General features: G+C 40.7%; 25 protein-coding genes and 2 pseudogenes. 9 read left to right on the top strand and 18 right to left on the bottom strand.

The features are described from left to right. Positions 1 to 7: 7 nt before the first annotated feature. From cdr to NSQ23_RS07110, 10 genes are all read right to left on the bottom strand, one after another. A complete protein-coding gene (cdr, locus tag NSQ23_RS07155; protein WP_339174015.1) occupies positions 8 to 1648 on the bottom strand; it encodes a CoA-disulfide reductase in 1641 nt (546 codons plus the stop codon). A gap of 72 nt (positions 1649 to 1720) precedes the next feature. Next, on the bottom strand, positions 1721 to 2074 hold the full coding sequence (locus tag NSQ23_RS07150; RefSeq protein ID WP_339174013.1) for a sulfurtransferase: 354 nt from the start codon (positions 2072 to 2074) through the stop codon (positions 1721 to 1723). Positions 2075 to 2140: 66 nt separating this feature from the next. Further along, positions 2141 to 3292, bottom strand: a complete 1152-nt coding sequence (locus tag NSQ23_RS07145; RefSeq protein WP_004890184.1) for a toxic anion resistance protein — start codon at positions 3290 to 3292, stop codon at positions 2141 to 2143. Next, complete coding sequence (locus tag NSQ23_RS07140) at positions 3276 to 3935, bottom strand: 5-bromo-4-chloroindolyl phosphate hydrolysis family protein (RefSeq protein WP_339174010.1); 660 nt, start codon at positions 3933 to 3935, stop codon at positions 3276 to 3278. The genes NSQ23_RS07145 and NSQ23_RS07140 overlap by 17 nt, the downstream gene beginning before the upstream one ends. Positions 3936 to 4071: 136 nt before the next feature. Continuing rightward, positions 4072 to 4701, bottom strand: a complete 630-nt coding sequence (locus tag NSQ23_RS07135) for a PEGA domain-containing protein (RefSeq protein ID WP_004890179.1) — start codon at positions 4699 to 4701, stop codon at positions 4072 to 4074. A gap of 206 nt (positions 4702 to 4907) precedes the next feature. Continuing rightward, on the bottom strand, positions 4908 to 6149 hold the full coding sequence (locus NSQ23_RS07130; protein WP_339174008.1) for an MFS transporter: 1242 nt from the start codon (positions 6147 to 6149) through the stop codon (positions 4908 to 4910). A gap of 264 nt (positions 6150 to 6413) precedes the next feature. Continuing rightward, positions 6414 to 7283 carry a metal ABC transporter permease gene (locus NSQ23_RS07125; protein WP_339174005.1) on the bottom strand — a complete coding sequence of 290 codons (870 nt, stop codon included), beginning with the start codon at positions 7281 to 7283 and terminating at the stop codon, positions 6414 to 6416. After that, positions 7280 to 8179: a metal ABC transporter permease gene (locus NSQ23_RS07120; RefSeq protein ID WP_339174003.1), complete on the bottom strand. Its 900-nt coding sequence runs from the start codon at positions 8177 to 8179 to the stop codon at positions 7280 to 7282. Before NSQ23_RS07120 ends, NSQ23_RS07125 begins: the two co-directional genes overlap by 4 nt. Positions 8180 to 8184: 5 nt before the next feature. Next, on the bottom strand, positions 8185 to 8925 hold the full coding sequence (locus NSQ23_RS07115; protein ID WP_237811502.1) for an ABC transporter ATP-binding protein: 741 nt from the start codon (positions 8923 to 8925) through the stop codon (positions 8185 to 8187). Further along, positions 8922 to 9833 (bottom strand): zinc ABC transporter substrate-binding protein, encoded by a 912-nt coding sequence (locus tag NSQ23_RS07110; protein WP_004890167.1) that lies wholly within the window; start codon positions 9831 to 9833, stop codon positions 8922 to 8924. The genes NSQ23_RS07115 and NSQ23_RS07110 overlap by 4 nt, the downstream gene beginning before the upstream one ends. Before the next feature lie 311 nt (positions 9834 to 10144). On the opposite strand from NSQ23_RS07110, the gene NSQ23_RS07105 reads away from it, so the two are divergent. Further along, positions 10145 to 11455, top strand: coding sequence for an amino acid permease (locus tag NSQ23_RS07105; RefSeq protein ID WP_339174000.1), 1311 nt, complete (start codon positions 10145 to 10147; stop codon positions 11453 to 11455). Positions 11456 to 11471: 16 nt separating this feature from the next. Here the strand turns inward: NSQ23_RS07105 and NSQ23_RS07100 are convergent, their stop codons facing one another. Continuing rightward, complete coding sequence (locus NSQ23_RS07100) at positions 11472 to 11681, bottom strand: DUF1722 domain-containing protein (RefSeq protein ID WP_339173998.1); 210 nt, start codon at positions 11679 to 11681, stop codon at positions 11472 to 11474. Positions 11682 to 12044: 363 nt separating this feature from the next. Here NSQ23_RS07100 and NSQ23_RS07095 point away from each other — a divergent pair, with 363 nt between their 5' ends. From NSQ23_RS07095 to NSQ23_RS07085, 3 genes are all read left to right on the top strand, one after another. Next, complete coding sequence (locus NSQ23_RS07095; RefSeq protein ID WP_064221368.1) at positions 12045 to 13415, top strand: YjiH family protein; 1371 nt, start codon at positions 12045 to 12047, stop codon at positions 13413 to 13415. A gap of 96 nt (positions 13416 to 13511) precedes the next feature. After that, positions 13512 to 13784, top strand: coding sequence for a hypothetical protein (locus tag NSQ23_RS07090; protein ID WP_339173996.1), 273 nt, complete (start codon positions 13512 to 13514; stop codon positions 13782 to 13784). Positions 13785 to 13826: 42 nt separating this feature from the next. Next, positions 13827 to 14243: a hypothetical protein gene (locus NSQ23_RS07085; protein ID WP_004890159.1), complete on the top strand. Its 417-nt coding sequence runs from the start codon at positions 13827 to 13829 to the stop codon at positions 14241 to 14243. Between the two features lie 42 nt (positions 14244 to 14285). On the opposite strand, the pseudogene NSQ23_RS07080 reads toward NSQ23_RS07085, so the two are convergent. After that, positions 14286 to 14456 (bottom strand): annotated as a pseudogene (locus tag NSQ23_RS07080) (alpha/beta hydrolase); the annotation flags it as partial. A 149-nt stretch (positions 14457 to 14605) separates the two neighbouring features. Here NSQ23_RS07080 and NSQ23_RS07075 point away from each other — a divergent pair. Next, positions 14606 to 15259, top strand: a complete 654-nt coding sequence (locus NSQ23_RS07075) for a hemolysin III family protein (RefSeq protein WP_035018625.1) — start codon at positions 14606 to 14608, stop codon at positions 15257 to 15259. A 30-nt stretch (positions 15260 to 15289) separates the two neighbouring features. Here the strand turns inward: NSQ23_RS07075 and NSQ23_RS07070 are convergent, their stop codons facing one another. The 4 genes and pseudogenes from NSQ23_RS07070 to NSQ23_RS07055 all read right to left on the bottom strand — a co-directional run bounded on the left by NSQ23_RS07070 (position 15290) and on the right by NSQ23_RS07055 (position 19535). Next, positions 15290 to 15454 (bottom strand): hypothetical protein, encoded by a 165-nt coding sequence (locus NSQ23_RS07070; RefSeq protein ID WP_230456181.1) that lies wholly within the window; start codon positions 15452 to 15454, stop codon positions 15290 to 15292. A gap of 30 nt (positions 15455 to 15484) precedes the next feature. Continuing rightward, positions 15485 to 15868: pseudogene (locus NSQ23_RS07065) on the bottom strand (acetyl-coenzyme A synthetase N-terminal domain-containing protein); the annotation flags it as partial. 43 nt (positions 15869 to 15911) lie between these two features. After that, positions 15912 to 17192: an RNA-guided endonuclease IscB gene (gene iscB / locus NSQ23_RS07060; protein WP_339173992.1), complete on the bottom strand. Its 1281-nt coding sequence runs from the start codon at positions 17190 to 17192 to the stop codon at positions 15912 to 15914. Positions 17193 to 17612: 420 nt separating this feature from the next. Beyond that, positions 17613 to 19535, bottom strand: coding sequence for a FapA family protein (locus NSQ23_RS07055; RefSeq protein ID WP_339173989.1), 1923 nt, complete (start codon positions 19533 to 19535; stop codon positions 17613 to 17615). A 130-nt stretch (positions 19536 to 19665) separates the two neighbouring features. Between NSQ23_RS07055 and NSQ23_RS07050 the strand changes: the two genes are divergently transcribed. After that, complete coding sequence (locus NSQ23_RS07050) at positions 19666 to 21039, top strand: IS1380 family transposase (RefSeq protein ID WP_088223286.1); 1374 nt, start codon at positions 19666 to 19668, stop codon at positions 21037 to 21039. Between the two features lie 299 nt (positions 21040 to 21338). Next, positions 21339 to 21812, top strand: coding sequence for a PCYCGC motif-containing (lipo)protein (locus NSQ23_RS07045; RefSeq protein ID WP_339173988.1), 474 nt, complete (start codon positions 21339 to 21341; stop codon positions 21810 to 21812). A gap of 25 nt (positions 21813 to 21837) precedes the next feature. Here NSQ23_RS07045 and NSQ23_RS07040 read toward each other — a convergent pair whose 3' ends face one another. Next, positions 21838 to 23067, bottom strand: a complete 1230-nt coding sequence (locus tag NSQ23_RS07040) for an ABC transporter permease (RefSeq protein WP_339173987.1) — start codon at positions 23065 to 23067, stop codon at positions 21838 to 21840. After that, on the bottom strand, positions 23057 to 23959 hold the full coding sequence (locus tag NSQ23_RS07035) for an ABC transporter ATP-binding protein (RefSeq protein WP_339173984.1): 903 nt from the start codon (positions 23957 to 23959) through the stop codon (positions 23057 to 23059). The genes NSQ23_RS07040 and NSQ23_RS07035 overlap by 11 nt, the downstream gene beginning before the upstream one ends. A gap of 391 nt (positions 23960 to 24350) precedes the next feature. Here NSQ23_RS07035 and proB point away from each other — a divergent pair, with 391 nt between their 5' ends. Beyond that, positions 24351 to 25469 carry a glutamate 5-kinase gene (proB, locus tag NSQ23_RS07030; RefSeq protein ID WP_339173982.1) on the top strand — a complete coding sequence of 373 codons (1119 nt, stop codon included), beginning with the start codon at positions 24351 to 24353 and terminating at the stop codon, positions 25467 to 25469. A gap of 21 nt (positions 25470 to 25490) precedes the next feature. Further along, complete coding sequence (locus tag NSQ23_RS07025; RefSeq protein WP_339173979.1) at positions 25491 to 26732, top strand: glutamate-5-semialdehyde dehydrogenase; 1242 nt, start codon at positions 25491 to 25493, stop codon at positions 26730 to 26732. Positions 26733 to 26734: the final 2 nt, after the last annotated feature.

Here is a 26734-nt window from a genome sequence, read left to right as displayed (position 1 = left end):
ACTCCTCCTACTTCACACTCGAGTACAATTTATAACCACCGTCTAAATTTTTGGCTTCAAAGCCATGTTCTTTTAAAATACGAGTAGCTAAATATCCGCGCAAACCGACTTGACATGTCACATAAATCGTTTGATCTTTCGGTAATTCATGGAGGCGGTCGCGCAAATCATCAAGTGGAATGTTGATGCTTCCTGGAATTGCTCCTCTTGTTTCTAATTCTTTCGGTGTGCGAACGTCAATGAGCAATCCACCGTTCGCCACAATATTATCAATTTCATGCCATTGCACCGTTTCTACCATACCATCTAACAAGTTTGACGCTACATATCCAGCCATATTGACTGGATCTTTTGCTGATGAAAACGGTGGAGCATAGGCCAATTCTAAATCTGGTAAATCATATACTGTCAATCCACCTTTTATCGCTGTGGCAATAACGTCAATACGTTTGTCCACGCCATCTTGTCCGACTGCTTGCGCTCCATAAATGCGACCTTGACGATCAAAAATTAATTTTAACGTCATTTGTGTTGCGCCTGGATAATAGCTCGCATGGCTCATTGGATGAACGTGAACAACTTCATAATCGATGCCGTGGTGTTTTAATATTTTTTCGTTCAATCCTGTGGCTGCTACAGTCATATGAAAAATTTTAGCGATTGACGTGCCGAGTGTTCCGTTGTACTTCACATCATGGCCATTAATGTAATCAGCAACAAGCCGCCCTTGTCGATTCGCTGGCCATGCGAGCGGAATGAATGTTTCAAATCCATGAATGAAGCTTTTCACTTCAATAGCATCACCGATCGCAAAAATGTTCGGATCAGACGTTTGTAAATGTTCGTTCACTTTAATGGCACCACGAAAACCAAGTTCTAATCCTGCCTCTTTCGCCAATTGGTTTTCTGGCTGGACACCAATGGCTAAAATAATCATATCTGTTTCGATCGTGCGTCCACTTTTTAACACGACGCGCCGTCCTTCGTTTTCAAACGCCTGTACGCCATCTTCTAAAATCAAGTCAACGCCGTGCTCTTTCATATGTGTATGCACAATCGCTGCCATCTCGTAATCGATCGGTGCCATCACTTGATTCGCCATTTCTACAAGCGTCACATGCACACCGCGTTCTGTTAAGTTCTCAGCCATTTCTACACCGATAAAGCCACCACCGATAACGACAGCTCGTTTCGGTTTTTCATTATCAACGAACGAGCGAATACGATCCGTATCAGGCACATTGCGCAACGTAAAAAGCGCTTTTGCTTCGTCTATACCTGGAATTGGTGGGACGATTGGTTTTGCCCCTGGCGATAAAATAAGAACATCATACGGTTGTTCATATTGTTCATCTGTTCGTAAATGTTTTACCGTTACCGTTTTTCGCTCACGATTAATACTCGTCACTTCACTTAAGTTACGCACATCAATACGAAACCGTTTTGACATGCCATCAACCGTTTGAACAAGCAACTTGCTTCGTTCTTGAATGACATCCCCAATGTAATAAGGGAGCCCGCAGTTTGCGAATGAAATATATTCACCGCGTTCAAACATAATGATTTCATCTTTTTCGCTTAACCGACGCAAACGTGCCGCAGCGGAAGCACCTCCAGCCACACCACCAACAATGACGATTTTTCTCATTGTACATCCCCTCCGTATACAAGTACGTGTAACCGTATTATAACAAACAATTGCTTCATAAAGTTTGAACAGTTAGTGACATTTTACCATATTTAACTCATTTACATGCTCGTGCCCTTTTATATAATATCCTTCTATTGAGAAATGATAACGTCTAAGTAAACGGATCGCGACATTTTTCGCTAGATTGCTTTTTGCAATGACAATCACTTGACGGTTCGGAATGGTTTGATAATAACGTTTTAAGTATGCAATGGGAACGCGGAGAGCCCCATTCATTTCGTCTGCCTCGTTGTAGTCACGTACATCAAGCAACGTCACTTGTTCATATGATGATAAAGACGTCAACTCTTTGACACCACGAACAGGTACATAGCGATAATATAAAGCATATAGCACGAGCACACCGATTACTATATAAGTCATGTTGTCTTACCTCCCTTTTACATCATACCCTAACAGGTATATAAAATCAATAAAAAAGAGCTGATTTTATTCAGCCCTTTTTAGTGTAAGCAACCTCTGTTTTAATTGTTCTTCCATTTCAACAAGCTCTCGTTCCACTTGCTGACGCTTCATGCGCCCTTCTTGTTGAATTTTCAATGTTTCTTCAAGTGTTTCTAATAAATTTTCTTGCGTCTTTTTTAACGTATCGATGCTAACAAGCCCTTCTTCATTCTCTTTCGCTGCTTCAATCGTATTCATTTTTAACATTTCCGAGTTGCGTAACAACAATTCGTTCGTCGTTTTTGTTACCGCTTTTTGTGCCTCTACCGCTTTCTTTTGGCGGAAGAGCGTTAGTGCGATAACAAGTTGATTTTTCCAGAGTGGAATGGCTGTTAAAATGGACGATTGAATACGTTCAACTAACGTTTGATTGACATGTTGAATGAGCCGAATTTGCGGTGCCGTTTGAATTGTAATTTGTCGACTTAATTTTAAATCATGAATCCGTTTTTCAAGTCGATCAGCAAATTGAATCATATCATTGACTTCTTGCACGTCCATTTGATTTTGTGACTGTAATGCCTTTTTCTCTAGCTCTGGAATCGTTTTTGTTCGCAATTGCTCTAATTTCAACTCCGCTGCAGCGATGTAAATGTTTAAGGCATCAAAGTATTCTTTATTTTTTTCATATAATGTTTCTAACATCATAATGTCACGAAATAACATTTGACGATGTTTCTCAAGTTGATCCGCGATGCGATCAATCTCCACACCAAGTTTTTGATATTTAGATAAAATATGTTGAACGGACTGTGTAACAGATTGAAGCATGCGAGCTAAGAAGCTTTTTTTAGTCATTGTCAATTCTTCTACATTAACTTCTCTCATTTTAATCATAAGTTCATGAATGACTTCCCCAACAGGTCCAACATCTTTCTTTTGCACATGATTTAAAATCGAATGGGAAAAGCGTGACAACTCCGCTTGCGCTGCTACTCCATATTGTAAAATAGCTTGATGATTGCGCGGATCAATTTGCTCAGCAAGTGCTAACGCCTTCTGTCGATGCTCTTCTTTTAATTGATCAATGAGACGCGGAGATGATGGATTGACGCTTGCTTCTGTCACTTCGCCAAATGGACTGGCAAGCAACGAATCGATCGAACTTGTCCAAAGCATTTCATCGTTTTTGCTCATGCTTTTTCTCCTCCGTCACTGTTATTGTATGTTTTGTTGGTAAAGAAAAGGGATCGTCTGATGCAATCGTATGTTTCACAAGCTTTACTTCCGTCTTTAAATCAAACAAATCTTCTTCAAGCATGTCCAACAGTTCATTTTCCGCTTTCATTAGCGCCAGATCAAGTGCTCCCTCTGCTTCCCTCATCGCCTGTCGAATCTCCTCACTTTTTACGGGTTGTTTTGTTAAATAAATATATTTATCAATAATGGTAACAATGGAGTCCAATGTTGTGTTAAAAAACGGTTGCGCGACAGCTAAACGATCCGGTTGTTTTTCAACAATTTCAACTATTTTTTGACAGATGGAGTATAAACGAGAAAGCTTAGAAAACATCGAAATCGAACGAATTCGCCATAAACTTTGTCCGATTTTCCGAACCTTTTTTTTCGCATCTTTCAATCGCTCGTCTTTAAAATCATGCAATCGATCCTTCTTTTCTTTTTTCTTCATGTAAACGGAATAAATCACTCCTACACTTACACCAATCAAAAATGAAATGAAAAAAGGCAAACGAAATGCAAACAGCGAGATCAGGGCACTAAATAAACCGATATTCCATGATACAAACCACCGCCATATCGTCCGAATGAATCGTTTCATTGTTGTCCTCCCATCGTCTATGTTCCTTTATTTTACTATGATTTTTTATGAAATGAAAATGATGACTATATTACGTACGAACGAGAAGATATGTTTCGACTTTGACAAAAAAAGACGCAACATGTCGTTGCATCTTTTAGTTCGAATCGAAACGAACGATACGAATCCGCTCTCCTCCAAAGAGCGATATTTGCTTCGTTTGTTCTCGTTCATCTGTCACCATTTTCACTTCATATAGGCCTGGAACATACTCTCCTACTTTCACTAACGATGCATTCGTTTCACCGACGTATGTGTCGTTAATCAAAATACGAGCCCCTTGCTCGTTCGTTTGCACATATACATGATACAGCGTCGGTTCAAATTTGTACGTTCCTTGCGACAATTTCATTAAAAAAATCGGCGGAGTTGACGTTAATCCTTTTATGTAAACTCGATCATCTTTTTGTTGCGCTAACTCTTTCCTTATTTGGTCATAACCCTCTGGATGTTTACGTAAATACGCAAAAAGTGGTAAAAGTGACGCCTTTTCTTCTAATGGAGCATCAATGAACTGTTTCAACGTATTCATATCTTCTTGACGTAACGCGGTGATGAATTGCTCAATTACTTTCTGTTCACTCGTCTCTTGTTTCGCCACTCCCCATGCACCGACGACACACGCGCTTACAACGAATAATAAACATACAAAAACAAATCGTTGTTTTCGTTTTCGTCGTTCGCTTCGTGTCATCGCTTCTTTTTGTAATCCCCCTTTTTCATTCACACGTATTTCCCCTCTTTTCTCATATTTACATCATCATATGTATGAGAAGAAAAGGGAAAATATGAGAAAGAGAAGGGGCTACACACCATATATGTACATCACGGTGTGCGCCTTGTCAACGATAACGTCACAACTTCCCAATATGCCTACTTTTTCTTGCTTGTGTACCATTTTACAAACAGGCTTTCCATGCCGAATGAGAATAATCATGCACGCTTTCCTTCCATCATTTGAAACATAACAGCATACAACCATGCGCTACATACGGCAAGTAACATTAAAATAAAAAACGTCCAATGATACGCAAAAGGAAGCGTCAAAGCGAGTGGAGCCATCATGCGCCCAAGCGTAAAACGTAGGCTCGCTGCAGCAAAATATTGTCCACGCATATGATCAGGGGCTAATCTAGCGACAAATGTTTGTTGTAAACCAACCGTCATAAGTTCCGCAAGTGTAAATATACCGATTAAAATGACCATGATCCAAAGGGATGTCGTTTGACCGAAAAAGAAAATAGCGAGTCCATACAAAAGAGAGGACCATACAAATACCGACTTTTCTTTGTAGTTTCCCATCCATTTCGTTACCGCCACCGTAAATAAAGCAACAAGCAATCCATTTTCAGCAATAAGTACACTAAATGCTTTTTCTCCGCTCAACGAAAGTGACCAATGATCGGTAGAAATTAACGTTTGCTCTGAAACAACGTCTTTCACATACACAGGGATTAAAATATCAAGTTGCATAAACGTTTGGGCAACGAGGACACCAGCAATGATAAACAAAAGAAACGTGCGGTCTTTCGCAATAAGACGATAATTTTTTAATTGCTCAACAAAAAAGGTGTACCATGTTCCTGTCGTTTTCGCCCACAACGGTGCCGTTTCCTCTAAGTAAATGAACAAAACGGTAGCAACAATTGCACAAAATATTCCGGCAACGAGCAGTAAGTAAAAAAAATGTTGTGGATAAAAAATTCCTCCAAGTAGCGGACCAATAACGACCATTACATTATTCATCGTGTAAAATACAGCAAATACACTACTTTGATCCTTTTCTGCCACGACATCGGCAACCATCGCTTGACTAGCAGGCCAATAAAGTGAACCGCATACACCTACGAGGGCAAAACAAATAAAACTCATCACAGGTGATGAGAATAGTGGAGAATTGACTAATGCAAATAAGAAAAAAGCAACTGCCTGCCCACACGCAGCGAGCACCATCATTTTTTTTCTTCCAAAGCGATCAGCAAAATACCCTCCAAGTAAATTAGCAATTACCGAAAATAATTGCGAAATAACAAGCAATACACCTGTTTTTTCTCGACCGAATATGCCAGAAAAATAAATAGCGATAAAAGGAAATATCATCCAAAAAGTAACTCCAACGAGTGATTCCCCAATTAAACGAATACGTAAGTTTCGATCCCAATCTCGTATTCGCATCGTATCCCCCCTTAAAAACAACTATTTTTTTATTATACCATTTTCGTACAAAAATTTCTCTTGTAAAAAAATATTGACAAAAATACAAAAAATTAAGAAAATAAAATCAGAAGGAAGTGAACACAATGAAAATAATGAAAAAATATTATCGTCTCATATGCGACAGTTGTGACAATTATAACGTTACTTCCTGCTTTTTTAATCACAAATGATGTAGGCGTTGTTGATGCATTTCTTTCTGCCATAAAAGATTAAATCTCCTGCCTAGGCAGGAGATTTTTTCATCCATTTCCTCAATAACCCATGTTTTGGTGCAATCCATAAAGAAACAAAGAAGATGACACCGGTTGATACAGCAATTGCTCCAGAAATAGAGACGTTGAATGCTGTCGCTCCCACGTAGCCGATTACCGATGCCAATACACCGATAAAAGCACTACATATAAGCATCATGCTAAGTCGATCCGTCCATAAATAAGCTGTTGCACTCGGTACAATAAGCATCGCTACAACTAAAATGGCACCAACACTATCAAATGAGGCAACAGTCGTTAACGACAACATCCCCATTAATACGTAGTGAATCAGCACGACCGGAATTCCAAGCGTAATTGCCATTTCATGATCAAATGAGCTAATTTTTAATTCTTTGTAAGCAAAAACAATAACGAATATATTGATCGCTAAAACAAATCCAAGCAACCAAACGGCTTTCGGTCCAATACTTCGTCCGCCAACTTCCAGCACATCCCACGGCACAAATGCAATTTCACCCATCAGCGCATGTTCGACATCTAAATGAACACGATCTGCGAATAAGGAAATGAGGACAACCCCGATCGCAAACAAGCATGTAAACACAACCCCGATGGCTGCGTCACTTTGCACCCCCTTTTGATGCAACAATTGGACGAGAAATGTTGTTAGCAATCCGACAAGCAAAGCGCCGATGAGCATAGACACCCCTTGCAGTTGATGGCTTACCATATACGCCCCCACAATTCCTAGCAATACGCTATGACTGATCGCATCAGAGAGCATCGACATTTTCCGTAATACGAGAAATGTACCGACTAATCCACAGTTAATCCCGACAAGAGTTGCAGTAAGCAAAATCCAAATCGTATAACTCATAACTGCTCCCCTCGCTCATACATTAGTTGTTTCACGCGCAATTTTTTTCTTTCTACATGCCGACGAATGATTTTGCTACATAAACCACGTTTCGGGGCGAATAAAAACGAGAAGAGAAACAGAGCCGTCGCAAAAATAATAACGAGTGGACCGGTAGGCACATAAGCAATCAAACTCACATATGCCCCAGCAACTCCAGATAAAGCACCAAATACGCCGGCTAACAATGTCATCCATCCGAGTCTTTCAGTCCAATATCTTGCAGCTAACGCCGGCGTAATGAGTAGCGCAGACATTAACACAACGCCCACAGCCTGTAAACCAATCACAACAACCGAAACGATTAAAAACATAAGCACACCATTCAACAACGACACAGGTATACCGATTCCTTGCGCAAATGCTCGATCAAATGTAATGATTTTGAACTCTTTGAAAAAAAAGAGGATCGTTATAACCATTAGTACAGCCGTTATGGTTAAAACGTTCACATCATTTCCAGTTAACGATGCTGCTTTTCCGAACAAAAAGTCATTGATCCCGCTCTGATTTCCACCTTCATGTTGATTAATCCATGTTAATAGCACAATGCCTAAACCAAAAAATACAGACAATACGATGCCAATGGCAGCATCTTCTTTAATGCGCGTATGTTTTACAATAAACTGAATACATACTGTTGCCATATAACCTGAACAAGCAGCACCAATTAAAAAAACGAGAAGCGATTTTTGTCCATGGAAGAGAAAAGCGATACAAATGCCTGGTAACGCGGCATGTGCCATTGCATCCCCTATCAAACTTTGTTTCTTCAACAAGGCAAACGTGCCAATCATCCCACTCGCCAATCCGAGCAAAGCCATGCTTGTAAATACCCATTGAACATTAACATCCATTTCGTTCACCCCACAATATGTGTGGTAGAGAGAAAAGTCACTTTCCCACCATACGTGTTTTGAATATGATCATACGTGAATGTGCGTTCCGTTTCACCAAACGCTATGACACGTTTATTTAACAATAAAACATAATCGAAATAATCTCGCACCGTTTGCAAATCATGATGGACAACCAATACCGTTTTTCCACGCGTTTTTAGTTCATTTAACAGTTGAATAATCGCTTTTTCTGTCGCGGCATCCACTCCAACAAACGGTTCATCCATAAGATAAATAGAAGCATCTTGTGCGAGTGCACGCGCTAAAAACACACGCTGCTGCTGTCCACCAGATAGTTGACTAATTTGCCGTTTCGCATAAGGCAACATGCCGACTTTATCTAAACATTGCATTGCAATCTCTACGTCTTCTTTTCGTGGTCGTTTCCATAGTCCGATATGACCATATCTCCCCATCAATACAACATCAAGCGCATTCGTTGGAAAATCCCAATCAACAGAATTTCGTTGCGGAACGTATCCGACAAGATGTCTTTGCTTCTCATACGGTTGGCCATATACGAAAACATTCCCGTGCATACGCGGAATAAAATTTAACATCGCCTTCATTAATGTTGATTTTCCTGCTCCGTTTGGACCGATAATCCCTACTAACTTTCCTTCTGGAACAGAAAATGATACATCTTCTAATACAAGTTGCCGATCATACGCAACTGTCATTTGGTCAACAACTAGCGGATTCATCGTCCTTCCCCCTTCAATGCTTGTGCAATCGTTTTAACATTGTAACGATACATACCAATGAACGTCCCTTCTTCAGTCCCCTTTTTTCCGAGCGCATCTGAAAATAGTTCTCCACCAATCGAAACGTGATGGCCACGCTGTTTTGCTCCTTCAACAACCGCTTCAATTGCCTTTTTCGATACACTGCTTTCCACAAATACAGCTTGAATATTCCGGTCAACAATCATATCAACAAGTTCTTGAATATCTTTCAATCCGTATTCTGCATCTGTACTTAACCCTTGTAGGCCAACTACTTCGATATCATACGCACGACCGAAATAATGAAAAGCATCATGGGCTGTAATTAAAACACGCTGTTTTTTTGGAATGGCGTTCATCTCTTTTTTGGCTTCCTCTTTTAACTGCATGAGTTGAGATTCATATGCTTCTGCTCGTTTTTGATATATTTGTTTATGTTTCGGATCCACTGCACTTAATTCGTCTCTTACCTTTTGCGTTGCATATCTCCACAAATCAAGATCAAACCATATGTGCGGATCATACACTCCGTCTATTTCAATTAACTTCTCTTTCGGAATCGTTTCACTTACTGCGACGACTTTTTTCGTTTTTGACATTTTTGTGAATATTTCTCCGAGTTTTCCTTCTAAATGAAGCCCGTTATAAAAGATGATGTCTGCTTGACTTAACTTCTGAATGTCACCTTGTGTCGCTTTATACAAATGCGGATCTACCCCTGGCCCCATCAACGCTTCCACATGAACATACTCTCCCCCGACATGTTCAACTAAATCTGCAATTTGCCCCGTTGTAGCGACAACGTAAATAACGTCTTTTTTAGGTGCTTTCGTTTCACAACCGAACAACAATAATAAAACGGTCCATACAACCAACCATTTTTTCATATACATCCTCCTTCAAAAGTTGTATAAGGATATAAAAGTTTCCTCAATGCAACATAAAGCCAAAAAAATTTGTTTGCCGCCCATTATATGCCCATTATATGCATGAACAAAAAACGTGTGACATGTGGAACAAGCAAACAATGATGATTAAGGTTAAAAAAGTTTCTTTAAACCAAATTTAATTTTATCTTATTCTTTTCTTTTCTCCCTGTCAATATTTTAATTTTCAAAAAAAGAAGTTTTCATTCATCTCATGCTATAATATCGATTGTCCGACACAAAAAAACAACTGTTTTTTAGAGGTGAACAACATGACGAAAACAGAATTGAAACAAAGCATCGGCTTTATTACAGCAACAGCCATCGTCGTTGGTACTGTGATAGGATCCGGTATCTTTATGAAACCCGCTGTTGTCATTGAAGCAACTGGAAATTCAACATTTGCTCTTCTCGCTTGGATTATCGGGGGAATCATTACGTTAGCTAGTGGGTTAACGATTGCAGAAGTGAGCTCAAAAATTCCTGAAACAGGTGGATTGTACGTATATATTGAAAAAGTTTACGGGAAGTTTTGGGGCTTTTTATGCGGATGGGTACAAACCATCATTTATGGGCCTGCCGTCATCGGTGCACTAGGGCTGTATTTTGGTACAATGTTTGCAGGTATTTTTTCTCTACCAAAAGAAAGCGAACTTTGGATCGGGATCATGGCAGTCTTGTTTTTGTCCGTTGTAAATATGCTTGGTTCTCAGTTTGGTGGAATCGTTCAAAGTGTGTTAACGGCAGCAAAACTATTGCCTATTTTTCTTATTATTGTCTTTGGTGTAGTGAAAGGAAATGTACCGATTTTCGGCATGGATAGCGGCTCTAGTCAAGCAATAAACTTCGGGGCGGCAGTTTTAGCAACATTGTGGGCGTACGATGGATGGATGAACGTTGGGTTTGTTGCTGGTGAGATGAAAAATCCGGCAAAGACGTTACCAAAAGCGATTATCACCGGTATTCTTATTGTCATGTTTGCCTATGTAGCTGTGAATGTAGCATTACTTCACGTGCTTCGCGCTGATGACATTGTTGCACTCGGTCCGAATGCAGCGAGTGAAGCTGCAACCATTTTATTCGGATCATTTGGTGGAAAATTGATCGCTATTGGCATTTTAATTTCTATTTTTGGTTGTTTAAATGGAAAAGTACTCACATTCCCTCGCATGCCATTGGCAATGGCAATAGATGGGCTATTTCCACTTGCTCGTTATTTTTCTCGCATCCATCCAAAGTGGCGCACACCTGTATTAGCAACGTTCATGCAAATTACTATTGCAATTATCATGATGTTACTTGGTAATGCAGATCGCTTAACGGATATTGCTATTTTTAGTGTCTTTTTATTTTACGGCTTTGCTTTTTATGCGGTATTTTTATTACGAAAATCATTACCATCTAACGAACAATTATATCGAGTGCCATTTTATCCTTTCACCCCGATTGTTGCTATTGTTGGCACAGCATATATTATTATAAGTACGGTACTCCATGCACCGCTCGATACATTTTTATCGATTGTTGTGACGATATCTGGCATTCCGGTGTATTATATCGTTACAAAAAAGCGACAAGGATAACCCTTTGTCGCTTCTTTTAACAATCTCTTCCTTTTCCTGAATCCGTCACGTCAAGTAACGGTTCTGGATAAGGTTGAAAATATCGTTGTTTCAACAAATATTCGTTTTGATAGCGAATGACCCATGAACGAATGACGGCTGTTACACTACTTAACGGTAGCTTGCCTGCCCGATATTTTTCTAACAGCTCATGGACATACCGTTTTTCCTCACCATAATGCCACACTACCCGTACTCCTTTCACACATATTTTCGCTTATCATATCGCATAAACAGAAAAAATACACGCATCAATGTGTTGAAAAAAAACAAAAAATTTCGAATTTGAACGTTTATACAAAAAAATGATTGATTATATCGTCACTTTGTTTTATTATGCTTTATGTTGCCTATTTTACTATAACTTAATTATTATTTATTCGTATTTGTGTATTTGTATAATTTTATACTTTCATATTTATGCAGTCCTTATCGCTCGTTTATATTTCTGAATCATTTTGCTATATTGACTATTTTCATTTTTATATTACGATAGTAGTAATGTTATGTATCCGTTTTCAAAACATAAAATGGAAGGTGGTTTTAGAAAATGAATGTCGTACAAAAAGAAAAACATACACAATCGCATCATCTCTCTGACATACTGAAATTTCTTATTCCTTCGCTTGTTGGGGTATTTTTATTTATGATCCCTGTTCCTTATAAAGGTGAGATGACGATCCCTGTAGCTATTTTAGCTAAATGGGTCGAAGGAAACTTTTCTTCAGTCATTCCGACAATTTCTGTTTTATTTATGTTTATCGCTACGGTTGGCACAATCGTTGCAAAAATTGCTTATCCTTCTTTCATCATGAACAGCCCATTTCTTCGGCGTTTATTCGATGTGAATGGTTTGTTCGTCGTTGCGCGCATCGTTGGAACAATTTTAGGAGCGATGACGTTGTGGCAAATCGGTCCGGAATGGGTATGGTCAGAAAATACAGGTGCTTTGCTGTTGTATAGTCTCATTCCCATTTTGTTTTCCGTCTTCTTATTTGCGGGCTTGTTTTTACCTTTACTATTAGATTTCGGATTACTTGAATTATGTGGCGCACTTTTAACAAAGATTATGCGTCCGGTATTTAAATTACCTGGTCGCTCGTCCATTGACTGTATTGCTTCTTGGTTAGGGGACGGAACGATCGGCGTATTGTTAACAAATAAACAATATGAAGACGGCTTTTATACGAAACGGGAAGCAGCGGTGATTGGAACAACTTTTTCCGTTGTATCGATTACATTTAGCATCGTTGTCATCACGTATATGAAACTTGAACATATGTTTGGCGCATACTATTTTACGATCGTCGTTGCTGGTCTTGTAGCCGCGATCATTATGCCGCGTATCCCTCCATTATCAAAAAAGCCAGACACATATTATCATGAACATCACGCTCCCGTTGATGAAACAGTACCAGCTGGCTATACTCCTTTTCAATGGGGATTAAAACAGGCAACAGAAGTGGCACAGCGCAATAGCGACATGGGGAAATTATTGAAAAACGGTGTACAAACCGTGATCGATATGTGGTTAGGCGTATTACCTGTCGTTATGGCCATTGGAACGGTCGCATTAATTATCGCCGAAACAACACCGGTATTTGAATGGCTCGGTAAACCGTTTGTACCGATCTTGACGCTCCTACAAGTGCCAGAAGCGTCAGCCGCTGCACAAACGATGGTTGTCGGCTTTGCGGACATGTTTTTACCTGCCATTATCGGTAGCGGCATTGAAAGCGAATTTACTCGCTTTGTTATCGCTTGTGTTTCTGTAACACAATTGATTTACATGTCCGAAGTAGGCGGATTGCTACTTGCGTCAAAACTACCAATTACGTTTAAGGATCTCGTTGTCATTTTCCTTCTTCGCACATTTATTACGTTACCAATTATCGTTTTTATTGCACATTTCATTTTTTAACGCAAAAGGGCAGTCATCTCGCCCTTTTTTTATTTCACTTTTATTTGTCCATCCCAATGGCGCGTTTGATTCATAGTATGGAGAGAGGTGACGTATATGCTTAAACAACATATCGGAAAAACAATCGGCTTATTCGTTAGCCAACTTGTATTGTTACCAGAAATAATGGCTATGAACGGTACAATTGATTTAACACAACTCCATGGAACAGAATTATATGTTGTCATTGGTTTTTACGTGTTTCAGACGATTATCGGCATTTATTTTGGTAATCGATATGATCGAAAAAATAGTTTGTCCATTTCGACAAATTATGATAAGATGACGGCAAAGGCATTTCATCAAACTCCTCTTCATATTTCCCACTAGAAATGCCGTATACCTTTATGATGAAAGGTAGGTGAATCAGGCGTGCAAGAACAACTTCTCCTCCAGCTCGTTAACCTCGTCCAAAACTTATCCGAAGACATGCAATGGATGAAGCAAGAAATACAAACAATGAAGCAAGAAATACAAACAATGAAGCAAGAAATACAAACAATGAAGCAAGAGATGCATGAATTAAAAACAAAAGTGCATAAGCAGGAAGAAGATATTCATTGGTTAAAAGAGCAAATGAAAGAAAATACGGCAATGATTAAGGCTATTCGAGACAATCAATTAGAACAACGTAGCCTTCAAGATGCTATGCGTCATGAAATTGCCCACATTCGTGGGGAAATGGCTACAAAGCAGGACATTGCCTATATCCACGAACGACTTGACTATCAACTCGGCCGTATTGCACGTGCAGAGGAAGAATTGCACATGCTCAAAAAAGCAAACTAAAAGCAAAGCCGTCGCTCCCCTCTTGGAACGACGGTTTGTCTTTTATTTTTGCACTTTTTCTAGAAATGCTAACATATGCTTAATATATTCCTCTTCATACATCGCAAAACTTTTCACATGTTTGGCTTTGTCCGTGAGCCAAAGTGCAAACACTTCTGGATGTTTGTTGTACATCTTTACACTTTCTTCATATGGAATAGATAGATCGGCTTTGCATGGTACAAGCCATTTTTTTGTCTTTCGTTGCCTTTCTACCTGTATTTGCATCGTCCTCACCTCTCTTTTTTCCATTATGTCGCGAACGAAAACAACAATGCACAAAAATGTATATCGATGTGATATAATAAACAAAATGTCTTTCAATGAAAGGAATGAGACTATTGGCTTTTACCCATACGTTTACGAAAGAAGAAGAAATCGTGCATGCGATTACTCATGGCATCGGTGCGGTGTTTAGTATCGCGGCGCTCGTTATTTTGACGGTCATGGCTGCGATGTACGGAAATGCATGGCACGTCGTTAGTTTCACGTTGTTTGGAAGCACGATGCTTATTTTGTATTTGTCATCAACGATTGTGCACGCGTTGCCGGAAGGGCGCTGGAAGCGATTGTTTGAGATTTTCGACCATTCGGCGATTTACTTTTTTATTGCAGGCACGTATACGCCGTTTCTGTTTTTAGCGGTGAGAGGAGCGATCGGTTGGACATTGTTTGGCATCGTCTGGGGGCTTGCACTCTTCGGTACCGTATTTAAATGCTTTTTCGTCGATCGGTTTTTATATACATCGACGATTATATATATCATCATGGGCTGGTTGATTGTATTTGCATGGAAACCGCTCGTTTCCAGCCTTTCGCCAAACGGTGTGTTATATTTAGTCATCGGCGGAATTTTGTACACAGTCGGCGCTGTTTTTTACGTATGGCGCGGCTTTAAATTTCATCATGCCGTCTGGCACTTGTTTGTATTAGGCGGGTCTGTGGCTCATTTTCTGGCTGTATTTGTTTTACTATAAGGCAAGGAACCGACTTGGTCCCTTGCCTTTTTATACTTCTACCTCTTTCGTTTCATTCATCACTAAATCAAAATGACGAACCGATAACATCTCGGCATCGAATAAATCGCATCCCCAAATATGCTGTAAGAAAAGGCGGGCGATAATTTGTTTTCGTTCGTTTTCTTCCGCTTCTTTTAACGCTATGACGCCCAAATATAAGTCGCAAAGGCGATTGGCGATTTAAGCAACGACGCGATCTCCTTGCTTGACCCCCAGTTTTTTCAGCGCCGAAGCGAAGGCTGCCGTTTGTTGTTTTAACTCTTTCCACGTCACTTCACGCACCGAAACGTGTTCGGAACGGAACAAAAGCGCTGGCTTCTCCTGCATGTTGCGAAAAATGTGTTCCACATAGTTTAGCCGTGCCCCTGGAAACCAGTTTGCCCGTGGCATTTTTCGTTCTTATAACACACTGGTATACGGTGCAGACGACTGAACGCTGCAATATTCCCACACCGTTTCCCAAAATTGCTCAAGATTCTCGACCGATCATTTCCATAACGCCGCATGCGAATCAAACGTAAGCCCTTTTTTTGCTTCTAGCCAATTCATATACTTTTTCACGAAACTTACGCAAGGAAGCCCCTGCCTTTAGGCACGGGGAGGAATTGCCTTACGCAAGTTCCGCCACCCCCTTTCCATAAGCATATCCGTCAAATCGCTGAATGACTTGGACATATCTATAATTTATTCCTTGTGCGATACGCTTTCCGTCCTTGCCTTTAATATCGAAACTTCCAGTCTTTCTACATGCGACTTCGCCAAACCAAACGCCTTGATATTTCCCTCTTGGGACAACAGCCTTAACCATGTCCCCTGTTTGAAAACCAAAGAAGAATTTTTGTCTTGCAAGATAACCTCTTGGGAAGCCATATCTATCTAGGTTTGTACGAGAGCGACTACCACGCCCTTTTGCCTTGATAAATAACACTTCTTTTGTTTTGAAATATAAGTGATTTGTTGTGCTTTCGCCTACACAACAAGCGTCAAAATAATGTGTTTTCGGCAAGTCTAAACGAATACGATTCATTTTTGTTCGTGCACCTGTTCCACACTCGACATCTAATCCTGTCTGCTTTAACACTTCATACGCTTTCCATCTTGTCGAGTTGATAGCACTTGTATCCTTTAATGATTCTTTGACTTGCTTTTGAATGTGCGGATACCCGAATTCTTCTGCTGTCTTACTTCCTTTGCGCTGATTACAGTCATGACAGGCAAGACATAGGTTATCCACTCGGTCTGTTCCACCTCTCGATTTTGGAATGATATGCTCCACTTCAAGTGGAACATTTTCTTTTCCGCAATAACAACACTTCCGCCCAAACTTTTCAAGCAAATACTCCCGTACTTCATATCCTTGTAGCGTGCCTTGTTGATACTCTACACCATTGATTTCAGGATTTCGCATGAGTTGCGTGTCGAATTTGGCATTTTCGTATGATATATGTCCAATGGGGCATAACTTCTTTAGGCGGTTAACCCATGTTTGGATATTTTGCACGCGACTCTCTAGTGATGGCGGCAACCACCCCTCCTTTCGCTTGCGGTTCAGAAAGCGTGGTTTTCTGTATCTTGTTTTTCGATTTCGTCTTGCTCGACGAAAAGCACGCCTTTTATCCATTCTTTCCTTGATGTCTGTGCGATGGTCAAGTTGCCCTAACCATACCACTTCTTGTCCTCGCAAAATCGCTAATCCTGTATGCCTGCTTCCATAGTCGATTTTTAGCCGATATGTTGCTTTAATTTCTGATTCGTCTACTGATTTTTTCAAGATGATGGTAAATGGAAATCGCCTGTAAATCGCCGCCTTCCCTTGTTTCAACAGCTTTCTTGCAACTGCTTCGTGACAAGGAGCAAGCGGACACTTATTTGTGTCTAACACAAAAACCATAGGGTCCTCCCCTTTCCTCTGCTTACGCAGGTCATATTCTCCTCGACCATGTTATAGATGCTTGTTATGTGCAAGACACTAGCGCCACCCACCACGCTTGTTTAACCTTGCACGACAGAGGAACGGGCTGGAGAAGCACCCGAACGTGTCATGACATCTATAACGTAGGCTCTGTTTCAAGCCTTGGTCTGGTCAACATGGGGCTTACAAGCCCATGACTTTAGTCATTGGGTTGTTGACGCTTGATTGTTCGATTTGTTCTTTCGTTGGCGTCCATAAAATATCCCTATCCGTAGTCGCTTTTATTTTCTAGCCCCCTTCTTCAAAAAGAAAGAAAATTAAGAACATTTACATTATACTATATGATTATCCGAAAAATATACAAAAAGACGCATCGGCTTTGTTGGCCATGCGTCTTTTTTATCCAAATACAATTTCTTGACGTTCGTCGTCCCATTTCATTTCAACGTGTTTTTTCTCTTCATAAAATGTATACGTCTTTTTACCAAATTGTACAACTGTTCCTTCCCATGCGTGTTCAATATAAATCATCTCTCCCTTTGGCACAGCTAACACCGTCTTAATACCAAGCGAAGATCCGACTTCTTTAATTTTCATCCCTTTTTGCGCATACGCTTCACCACCGCGTAACACTCCATGAACAGTCAATGTGCCTCCAGCATAAATGTTACAATTGTAACACCCTTTTCCCGTTACAACGACATCTCCACTTCCGTGAATGACGCTATTTAAAGCGTAAGAAAGCTCAATTGCATCGTTTTCTTCGCGGTCGTATTGCCCGATAAACGTGTTTAGTTCTCGAAGCAAATTCGCCATGCCTCCTAAACAATGAAAATGATTCGGACGATCAGCAAGCAAACAACTATCTAACTGCGAACCAATATCGAACCACTGTTCACCAATTTGTTCGCGCTTTTGCTCACACATCGTTTTATACTGTTTCATTGCTTCCATCGTCGTTTGAAACTTGCTTTCAAGCAATCTCTTCGTCAGCGGATAAATGTCTTGTTCGCGAATTTTAGACATGACCATTAGTTGTTGAATCGCAACAATCATTCGCTCAAGTGAGTGACGAATTTGTTGTAATAAACCGATAAGCTTGGTCACAATCATTTTGTTTTCTCCCGATGTGACTGTCCCACTAATGACGTTTTGTTGAATAAAAATCGATTGTTGCGCACGAATTTTTGCGCGATTGACATTTTGTAAAATCATAATGGTACCGAGCGCTTCCACAACCATTTCATCTTGGACGTTTCCTGTAATTTCAACATCGCCTTTAAAATGAATATTCCCGACTGATAAATCGACATCGCCTTGATGAACAAGTTTCGGAATAATCGAAATGACAACAGTTCTCCCTTTTTTCGCAATTTGCGGTCGCCCACCTTGTGTAGCTGAAATAAGGTTTTCGTGCATTGTCACTCCTTTTCCGAGTTTAACAGTAACAGGATGGACTTCACGTACAGGAATCACTTCATTTGTTACCGTTAATCCCGGTTTCCCTAGTTGGGGAGGATGAACAATCGCAATCAAGTCACCTTCACCAACGGTCGCAATCATTTCTATTTCACGATAATCAACGGTTCCGTCTTCACGTACTTTCGGCTTCCTTTTCCCTTCTCCTACTTTAACTTCCACCCAGCCGTCTTTTCCTTCTACCGGTTCGATTCCTTTTGCAATGACAACAGTTACTTTTTTCTCTGAGTGTAACGCCTCACGAATCGCTTCTTGATTCACTCCGTAAACAATACCTAACTCCTGCAGTTTCGTCATCACTGCTTCATGTGACACATCATAAATGAGTTCAGTCTCCATTTTTGCTTGTATATGTAATTTATTAGATGGCTCCATATCTTCGAGTACATACCAACGCCGTCCCCCCGGTGCAAACGTCAACGTTGCCTCCATCTTTCTTGCATCTACATCAACTTTCCAAACTGATTGGGTAATGCTTTCTTCCTTTGGATAAATGCGAACGTCATCCCCTTCTTGTAACGTCACCTTTCCTTCGATCGCTTTCCCGTTATGCAAACAAATGACTCCCTCGCCAATAATGATCGTTGGGCCTACGTCCAAACATTCGTAACAAAAATCTCCGTCTTGTATCCACGCTTTTCCTTCTTTCTGCTGAACAGTTTGCTTTGTTTGATGCTTCTTCGTTAGTCGAACAACAGCTGGTTGCGAAACGATACCAAACAGCTTTTTACGTTCTGGTTGAACGATTTCAATGATGACATCTTCTCGCACCGTTTGAAGTTGCTTTAGTCCCTCTTCGATAGCCTCCTCTACCGTGTTTCCTTTTACCTCGATGCAATCCATTTTTCCCCCGCCTTTTTCCCCTTATCATTTATTCCTGAATCCGTGACAAAACATCTTTACAATGGTCGCAAACCGTTGATACGATAAGGGAAAACGACGTTGACGATTCTTCATCAAGTAGGTGAATGTGATGAAAGATTTCCCGATTCGGTTTGTATTGACAGATGAAGCGATTACTCCAAGTGCTGGGCTTGCTCTCGTGGGCTACTTACTGCACCAAACGAAGCTGGATAAACGAGTAAACGCCCTTCGGCTCCCAACGGTTCGTCGAGATGTGCACATTTCCCATAGCGACGTCATTCGCTCGATGATTGGCTTGCTTGCCACAGGAAAAACGGATTTTGATCATATCGAAGCGTATCGTCAGGACGATATCTTTTCGACATCAATGGGCATTCGGCACGTACCTTCCTCCCCAACGTTGCGACAGCGACTCGATCAGCTCGCTTGTCTTCCGATGACCGAAACCATCATTTGGGAGGAATCGATGCGTCTGTTGGTTCGACAACACGCTACCTTGTCCCCTTGTTGGGCGAAAGGGAAAACGACATGGCTTCCCCTTGATATAGATGCTTCCCCATTTGACAACTCCGATACGAAGAAAGAAGGAGTGAGTCGAACGTATAAAGGATTTGACGGTTTTACGCCGTTGTTTGCGTATGCAGGGAAGGAAGGGTATATCGTTCATGCCGAGCTGCGTCCAGGGAAACAACATGTACAAGACAACATGCCTTCGTTTTTAACTACCGCCATCCGTCGAGCTCGTCCGCTGACCTCGTCTCGTCTGCTTGTCCGCATGGATGCAGGAAACGATGCGGAAGCGAATGTGCACGTATGTCTAAAGGAAGACGTGGACTTTGTCATCAAGCGAAACTTACGCCGAGAATCGAAAGCGCTTTGGTTCCAGATCGCTTCGCAAAAGGGCAGACGCGTCGATGATGGACAAACAGAAGGAGTACAAACGTATGAGTTATGCCTTCCACAGACAGCAGCAATTGATGGACACACGTATACGTACGTTCAAGTCACCCAAGTGACGGAACGAACGATGGAACGAAATGGACAGCTGATGCTCGTTCCTAATTACGAAGTCGAAAGCTACTGGGTGCGCCTCGAAGGATACGAGCATGTTCGAATGAGTGATGTGCTCGCATTGTATCACGATCATGCGACATGCGAACAGTTTCATAGCGAACTGAAAAGCGACTTAGATTTAGAGCGACTTCCATCAGGGAAGATGAAAACGAATGCGCTCGTGTTAGTCATGGGAGCATTCGTGTACAACCTTCTTCGTCTGATTGGACAAGATCTATTAAGCGATCCGAGACATCCATTACATCATAAAGTGAAACGCCGCCGCATCAAGACGATTATTCAGACGGTGATCACGATGGCAGGTCGACTCGTCCGCCGATCACGACAGATCTGGATGAAACTGACGCGAAGGAGTGGCTATAGCGAGCCCCTTCTGAACATTTACATAAAATGGAGAGAAGGAGCATAACGAACGATTGTTCGCAATTCTGTACTCATCCTAACCCTCTGTCCTTTTTTGTTTTTTCTTTGGTTTATATACCTAAAAAAGATATTTATTTCATTTCTGAGAGTGAAGATGACATCTGTTTTAAACATAAAAAGGGAATGGTGGATCACACATCCATAAAACCAGCAAAAAAGTCAAAGTCGATGTCAATCCATCACGGATTCAGGTTATTATTATTTTTATTATAATAGGAAAAGAAAGAAAGAAATAGGGAAAAAAGTCGAACAGTATAATAAATTTATAAAAAAGGATGGATGACGATGAAAAAAAGATATATATGTAGCGCCGTGTTTTCGATTAGTCTATTGTTAAGTGGTTGTGCGCAAAAAGAAAATAATCATACGTCTACAGAACATGAAATGGGTGATATACGTGAGGAAACTGCCTCGATTCATATACTTCCATCATTTTTATCTTCCTATAATGAGTCGATGGCTCATTTGTACGAACAGGCTGCAAAACATCAAACATTACTAGAACATATCCCTTGTTATTGTGGCTGTGGTGAGTCGGTTGATCATAAAAATAATTACGACTGTTTCGTATATGAAAATAAAAACAATGGGGCAATCGTTTGGGACGATCATGCGACAAAATGTGGGGTTTGTTTAGAAACTGCAGCCATTTCGATCGAACAATATGAGAAAGGGATGCCTATCAAAGACATTCGCCACCTTATTGATGAAAAATATAAAGATGGATACGCCAAACCAACACCGACAAAGCCGATGTAAAAAACCGAGCATTTCGCTCGGCTTTTTACTTTTTCGTTAATTGCCACGCCTGCTTGAGATCTTTCCATGAAGACGCTTGATTATACATGAGCACGCCGCCACGATACACTTTTGAACCAAATACGAATAAAAAGGCAATTGTTCCGACGAGCAAACCGATGCTAAGGACAATTTCCCAAGTTGAAACGTTCAACATGCCAATACGTAAAAACATAATCATCGGGGTAAAAAACGGGACAAACGACATTGCTGTAATAAATGGTGACTCCGGTGCATTTAAACCAAACATCGCCATGATAAACGCTGCGACAACGAGCATCGTCACAGGACCAGCCATTTGTTGTACTTCTTCGACGCGGCTGACAATCGAGCCAAGTACCGCAAATAACATCGCATACAACAAATAGCCAAGCAAGAAAAAGAGAATGCCATATAAAATAAGGGGGAGAGGCAGTTCATCCATGCCAATTAGCTGACGCAACATATCACTATTTTTCATCGATGCATAACCAACCGAAAATATGAGAATAAATTGCGTCAAACTTAACAAAGCAATCCCTAAAATTTTTCCGAACAATTGCTGAATGGGTGAGATGCTTGATATTAAAATTTCCATAATGCGAGATGACTTTTCTGTTGCTACTTCCATCATAATCATACTTCCGTACATTAACACAAACATGTACATCGCAAACAATAGCACATAAACGATCGCCCTTGCTTGATTTAGTTGTTCTTCTGTTTTGGCATGTTGTTCAAGCGCCACTTTTTCCATCACAATCGGTGCATATAGTGCGTTGATTTGTTCATACGTTAACCCGATTTGCTTTGCCATCATCGCGATTTTGACTTGTTGCAATGCTTGCTCAATTTCATGTGTGACATCACTATCTGCAATATTTTTTGCATAATATGTCACTTTCGGCTGACCGTTTTGTACATCAAGTACAATATACGCATACCACTTTTCTGTTTGGACAAGTTCTTTTGCCTGTTCCTCGCTTTTATCATGGCGAACAAGTTTTATTTCTTTATTCGATTGCAATTGCGATTGCAATGCTTCGTACCACCCATTTGTTTCATCAATAACACCAATTGTTTTTTGAGCATTATCGCTAAACGCTTCAATGATACGATCTAACTGACTAATACCAAATACAATAAAAGCAGTAATGATCGTTGAAATGAAAAAAGACTTTGATTTTAATTTTGTTACATACGTATGGAGAAAAACAATCCAAAACTTATTGTTCATACGCTGCACCTACTTTCTCAATAAAAATATCATTCAACGATGGTTCTTCTAATGAAAATGTGCGAATAAATCCTTTCGAATAAATATGCTCAAGAATATGTTGCGATACGCTCTCATCTGCTATTTGCAAACGAACTCCTTCCACGGTCTTCTCCATTTTTATTACTCCTGGAATGTGTGTTAACGTTTCAAACGGAAGTTCTCCGTGAATAATGACATTTTTCTTGCCGAAAGATTGCTTAATTTCTTTAATTGATCCATGAACAATCGGTTTTCCTTTATGCATAATGCATATATATTCACATAATTGTTCAACATGTTCCATTCGATGACTTGAAAAGACAATCGTTGTTCCTTGTTGTTGTAAATCTATTACTGCCTTTTTCAACATTTCAACATTTACCGGATCTAATCCGCTGAACGGCTCATCTAAAATAAGTAGTTGTGGACGATGTAACACCGCAGCGATAAATTGAATTTTTTGTTGATTACCTTTCGATAACTGTTCTACTTTTTGATTTTCATATTGCGGGATTTTAAAACGCTCCAGCCAATTGTGCATTTCTTTCACAATTTCTTCTTTATGTAATCCTCGCAATCTCCCTAAATAAATAAGCTGTTCTTTTACTTTTAACTTTGGATACAATCCTCTTTCTTCCGGCAAATATCCGATAAGATGACTATGTTTGTACGTGATGCGCTCACCGTCCCACGTAATCTCCCCTTTTGTCGGCTCAAGTAATCCTAAAATCATTCGAAACGTTGTCGTTTTCCCCGCTCCATTCGCTCCTAGAAATCCAAACATACGCTGTTTTGGAATAGATAATGTTACGTCATCTACCGCTACAAACGAACCGAACTGTTTTGTTACATGTTGCAACACTAATCCCATGTTTTCCACTCCTTTCTCCTTTATTCCATTATAACGTATAAATACATGTAAAAGTTTCATAAATTTACTTTTTTATGTTCAAAAAATCCATTGACATCTCCATTTTTTTGTTTCATAATTCTGAAAAAGAACATATGTGGAATAAGGCACGGGACGAGTAAACTAGTGAAACATGCAAGAGAGTGGAATCCATAGGCTGGAAGGTTCCTCATGGGCAGCTAGTTGAACCTACCCTATACGGCCGCTTATGCAAACATAAGCCGTTCCCCCGACGTTACAGGGCAAGAGGTGGGCGCATTGCGCCAAAAAAGGTGGTACCGCGGAATCGACGCTTTTCCGTCCTTTTCTATAAGGGCGAAAAAGCGTTTTTTTATTTCAAGGAGGTGAAAAGGTGAAAAAAAAGCGAATCGTTGTCAAAATTGGTAGCAGTTCGTTAACCGAAAAAAATGGCACACTTTCAGAACAAAAGCTTGTTGAACATGTCGAAGCACTTGCTTATATGAAGCAATTAGGACACGATATCATTCTTATCTCATCAGGTGCCGTAGCAGCCGGATTCGGTTTACTTGGGTATCGCTCACGCCCGAAGGCACTCGCTGCGAAACAAGCAGCGGCAGCAGTCGGTCAAGGCTTGCTTATGCAAACATACATTTCCGCCTTTCGTTCGTTCGATATTGTCACAGGGCAGTTGTTGTTAACGCGTGCAGATTTTTACGATCGCGAGCGGTTTCGTAACTTATTTGCGACAATTTCTACATTGTTAGAACGTGGCGTTCTTCCAATTATTAATGAAAACGACTCAATTTCAGTGGAAGAGTTGACGTTCGGAGATAACGATTTATTGTCCGCGCTTGTAGCCGGTTTTTTGCATGCGGATGCCTTGATCATTTTAACGGACATTAATGGGCTATATGACAAACATCCAAATCACCCTAAAGCAAAAAAATATTATTTTCTCTCAGAAATGACTGACGAGCTTATCGAACAAGCTGGCGGTAGCGGATCAGCGGTTGGAACGGGGGGAATGAAATCGAAGCTACTTGCCGCACAAAAGGCTCTTTCTTTTGGTGTCAGCGTCTTTATCGGGACAGGAACAGGAAAAGAAAAAATCAAACATATTTTAGAAGGAAAAGGCGACGGGACGTATATCGGCTCTCCTTTTCAAGAACAGATGCAAATGCGCAAACAATGGATTGCTTATCATTCAAAAGTGTCCGGAACAATTGAAATTGATGAAGGAGCAGAAAATGCCCTTTTACATAAAGGAAAAAGCTTGTTGCCTGCTGGCGTAATCAATGTATTCGGTTCATTTCAAGCGCTTGATGTTGTCAATATTGTGAATCAAAAAGGTGAGGTGATCGCTAGAGGGCAAGTATATTATGCTGCCGACGATTTAGCAAAAGTAAAAGGGCTTGCAAGTGAAGAAGCAAAACGATACTCCTTCCACCGCCGACCAGAAGTCGTTCATCGCGATAACTTAGTATGTTTTAAAAAAACAACAGTCCAATAAACACGAAAAGGAGCGAAAAAAATGAACGAATTACTTACAAAAGCAAAGAAACTAAAACAAGTTTCTAAACGTTTAGCATCATTATCAACGGAAGAAAAAAACAAGGCGCTTGCGATCATCGCGGAAACACTAATTGCGCGAAAATCGTACATTTTAGAAGAGAATGAAAAAGATATGACAAGTGGAAAAGAAAACGGGCTCTCCCCTTCCTTGCTTGACCGACTACAACTGACGGAAGAACGTATTCACCAAATTGCTGACGGTGTTCGCCAAGTGATTCAGCTACCAGATCCAATCGGCGAAACGATCGAACAATGGACGCGACCAAACGGGCTCAAATTAAAACAAATTCGCGTGCCGCTTGGTGTTGTCGGTATGGTATATGAAGCCCGTCCAAATGTAACAGTCGATGCAGCTAGTCTTTGTTTAAAAACGGGAAATGCCGTTTTGTTGCGCGGTAGCTCGTCCGCCATTCACTCGAATAAAGCACTCGTATCCGTCATGCAAGAAGCGTTAAAACAATCGTCAGTTCCATCCGATGCGATTCAATTATTAGAAGATACGAGCCGTGAAACAGCACAACATATGTTTCGTTTAAAAGAATATGTGGATGTTCTCATTCCACGGGGAGGTGCTGGACTTATTCAATCGGTCGTCGAACACGCCACAATTCCTGTGTTAGAAACAGGCGTCGGCAATTGTCATATTTTTATTGACGACTCCGCCGAAAAAGAAATGGCGCTCGATATCGTCATAAACGCTAAACTACAACGTCCGTCTGTCTGCAATGCGGTTGAAACGGTCATCATTCATCAAAAATGGCCATATATAAACGAGTTGCTTGAAACGCTGCATGAAAAAGGGGTCGAGCTGCGCGGCGACAAACGGCTATCGTCTACATATCCGTTCGTCCGTGAAGCGACAGAGGCCGACTGGGCGACTGAATTTTTGGCCCCGATTTTAGCGGTGAAGCTCGTCGAAACGGTCGATGAAGCGATAGAGCATATTGAACGCTACGGTACAAAACATTCCGAAGCGATTATTTCTGAAACCGATGAACATGTAGAGCAGTTTTTTGCTCATGTCGATGCCGCTGTATTGTACCATAACGCCTCCACTCGCTTCACCGACGGCGAACAGTTCGGATACGGCGCGGAAATCGGCATTAGCACGCAAAAACTGCACGCCCGCGGTCCAATGGGCTTACGCGCCATCACGACAACAAAAACACTTGTATATGGAAATGGGCAAGTGCGGACATAAAA

The organism is Anoxybacillus sp. FSL W8-1294 (assembly GCF_037965005.1).
In the GTDB taxonomy this organism is placed as follows: Bacteria; Bacillota; Bacilli; order Bacillales; family Anoxybacillaceae; genus Anoxybacillus; species Anoxybacillus flavithermus_G.
The sequence above is the reverse complement of the archived record's forward strand: the minus strand, read 5'-3'. Positions and strand labels throughout refer to the sequence as shown.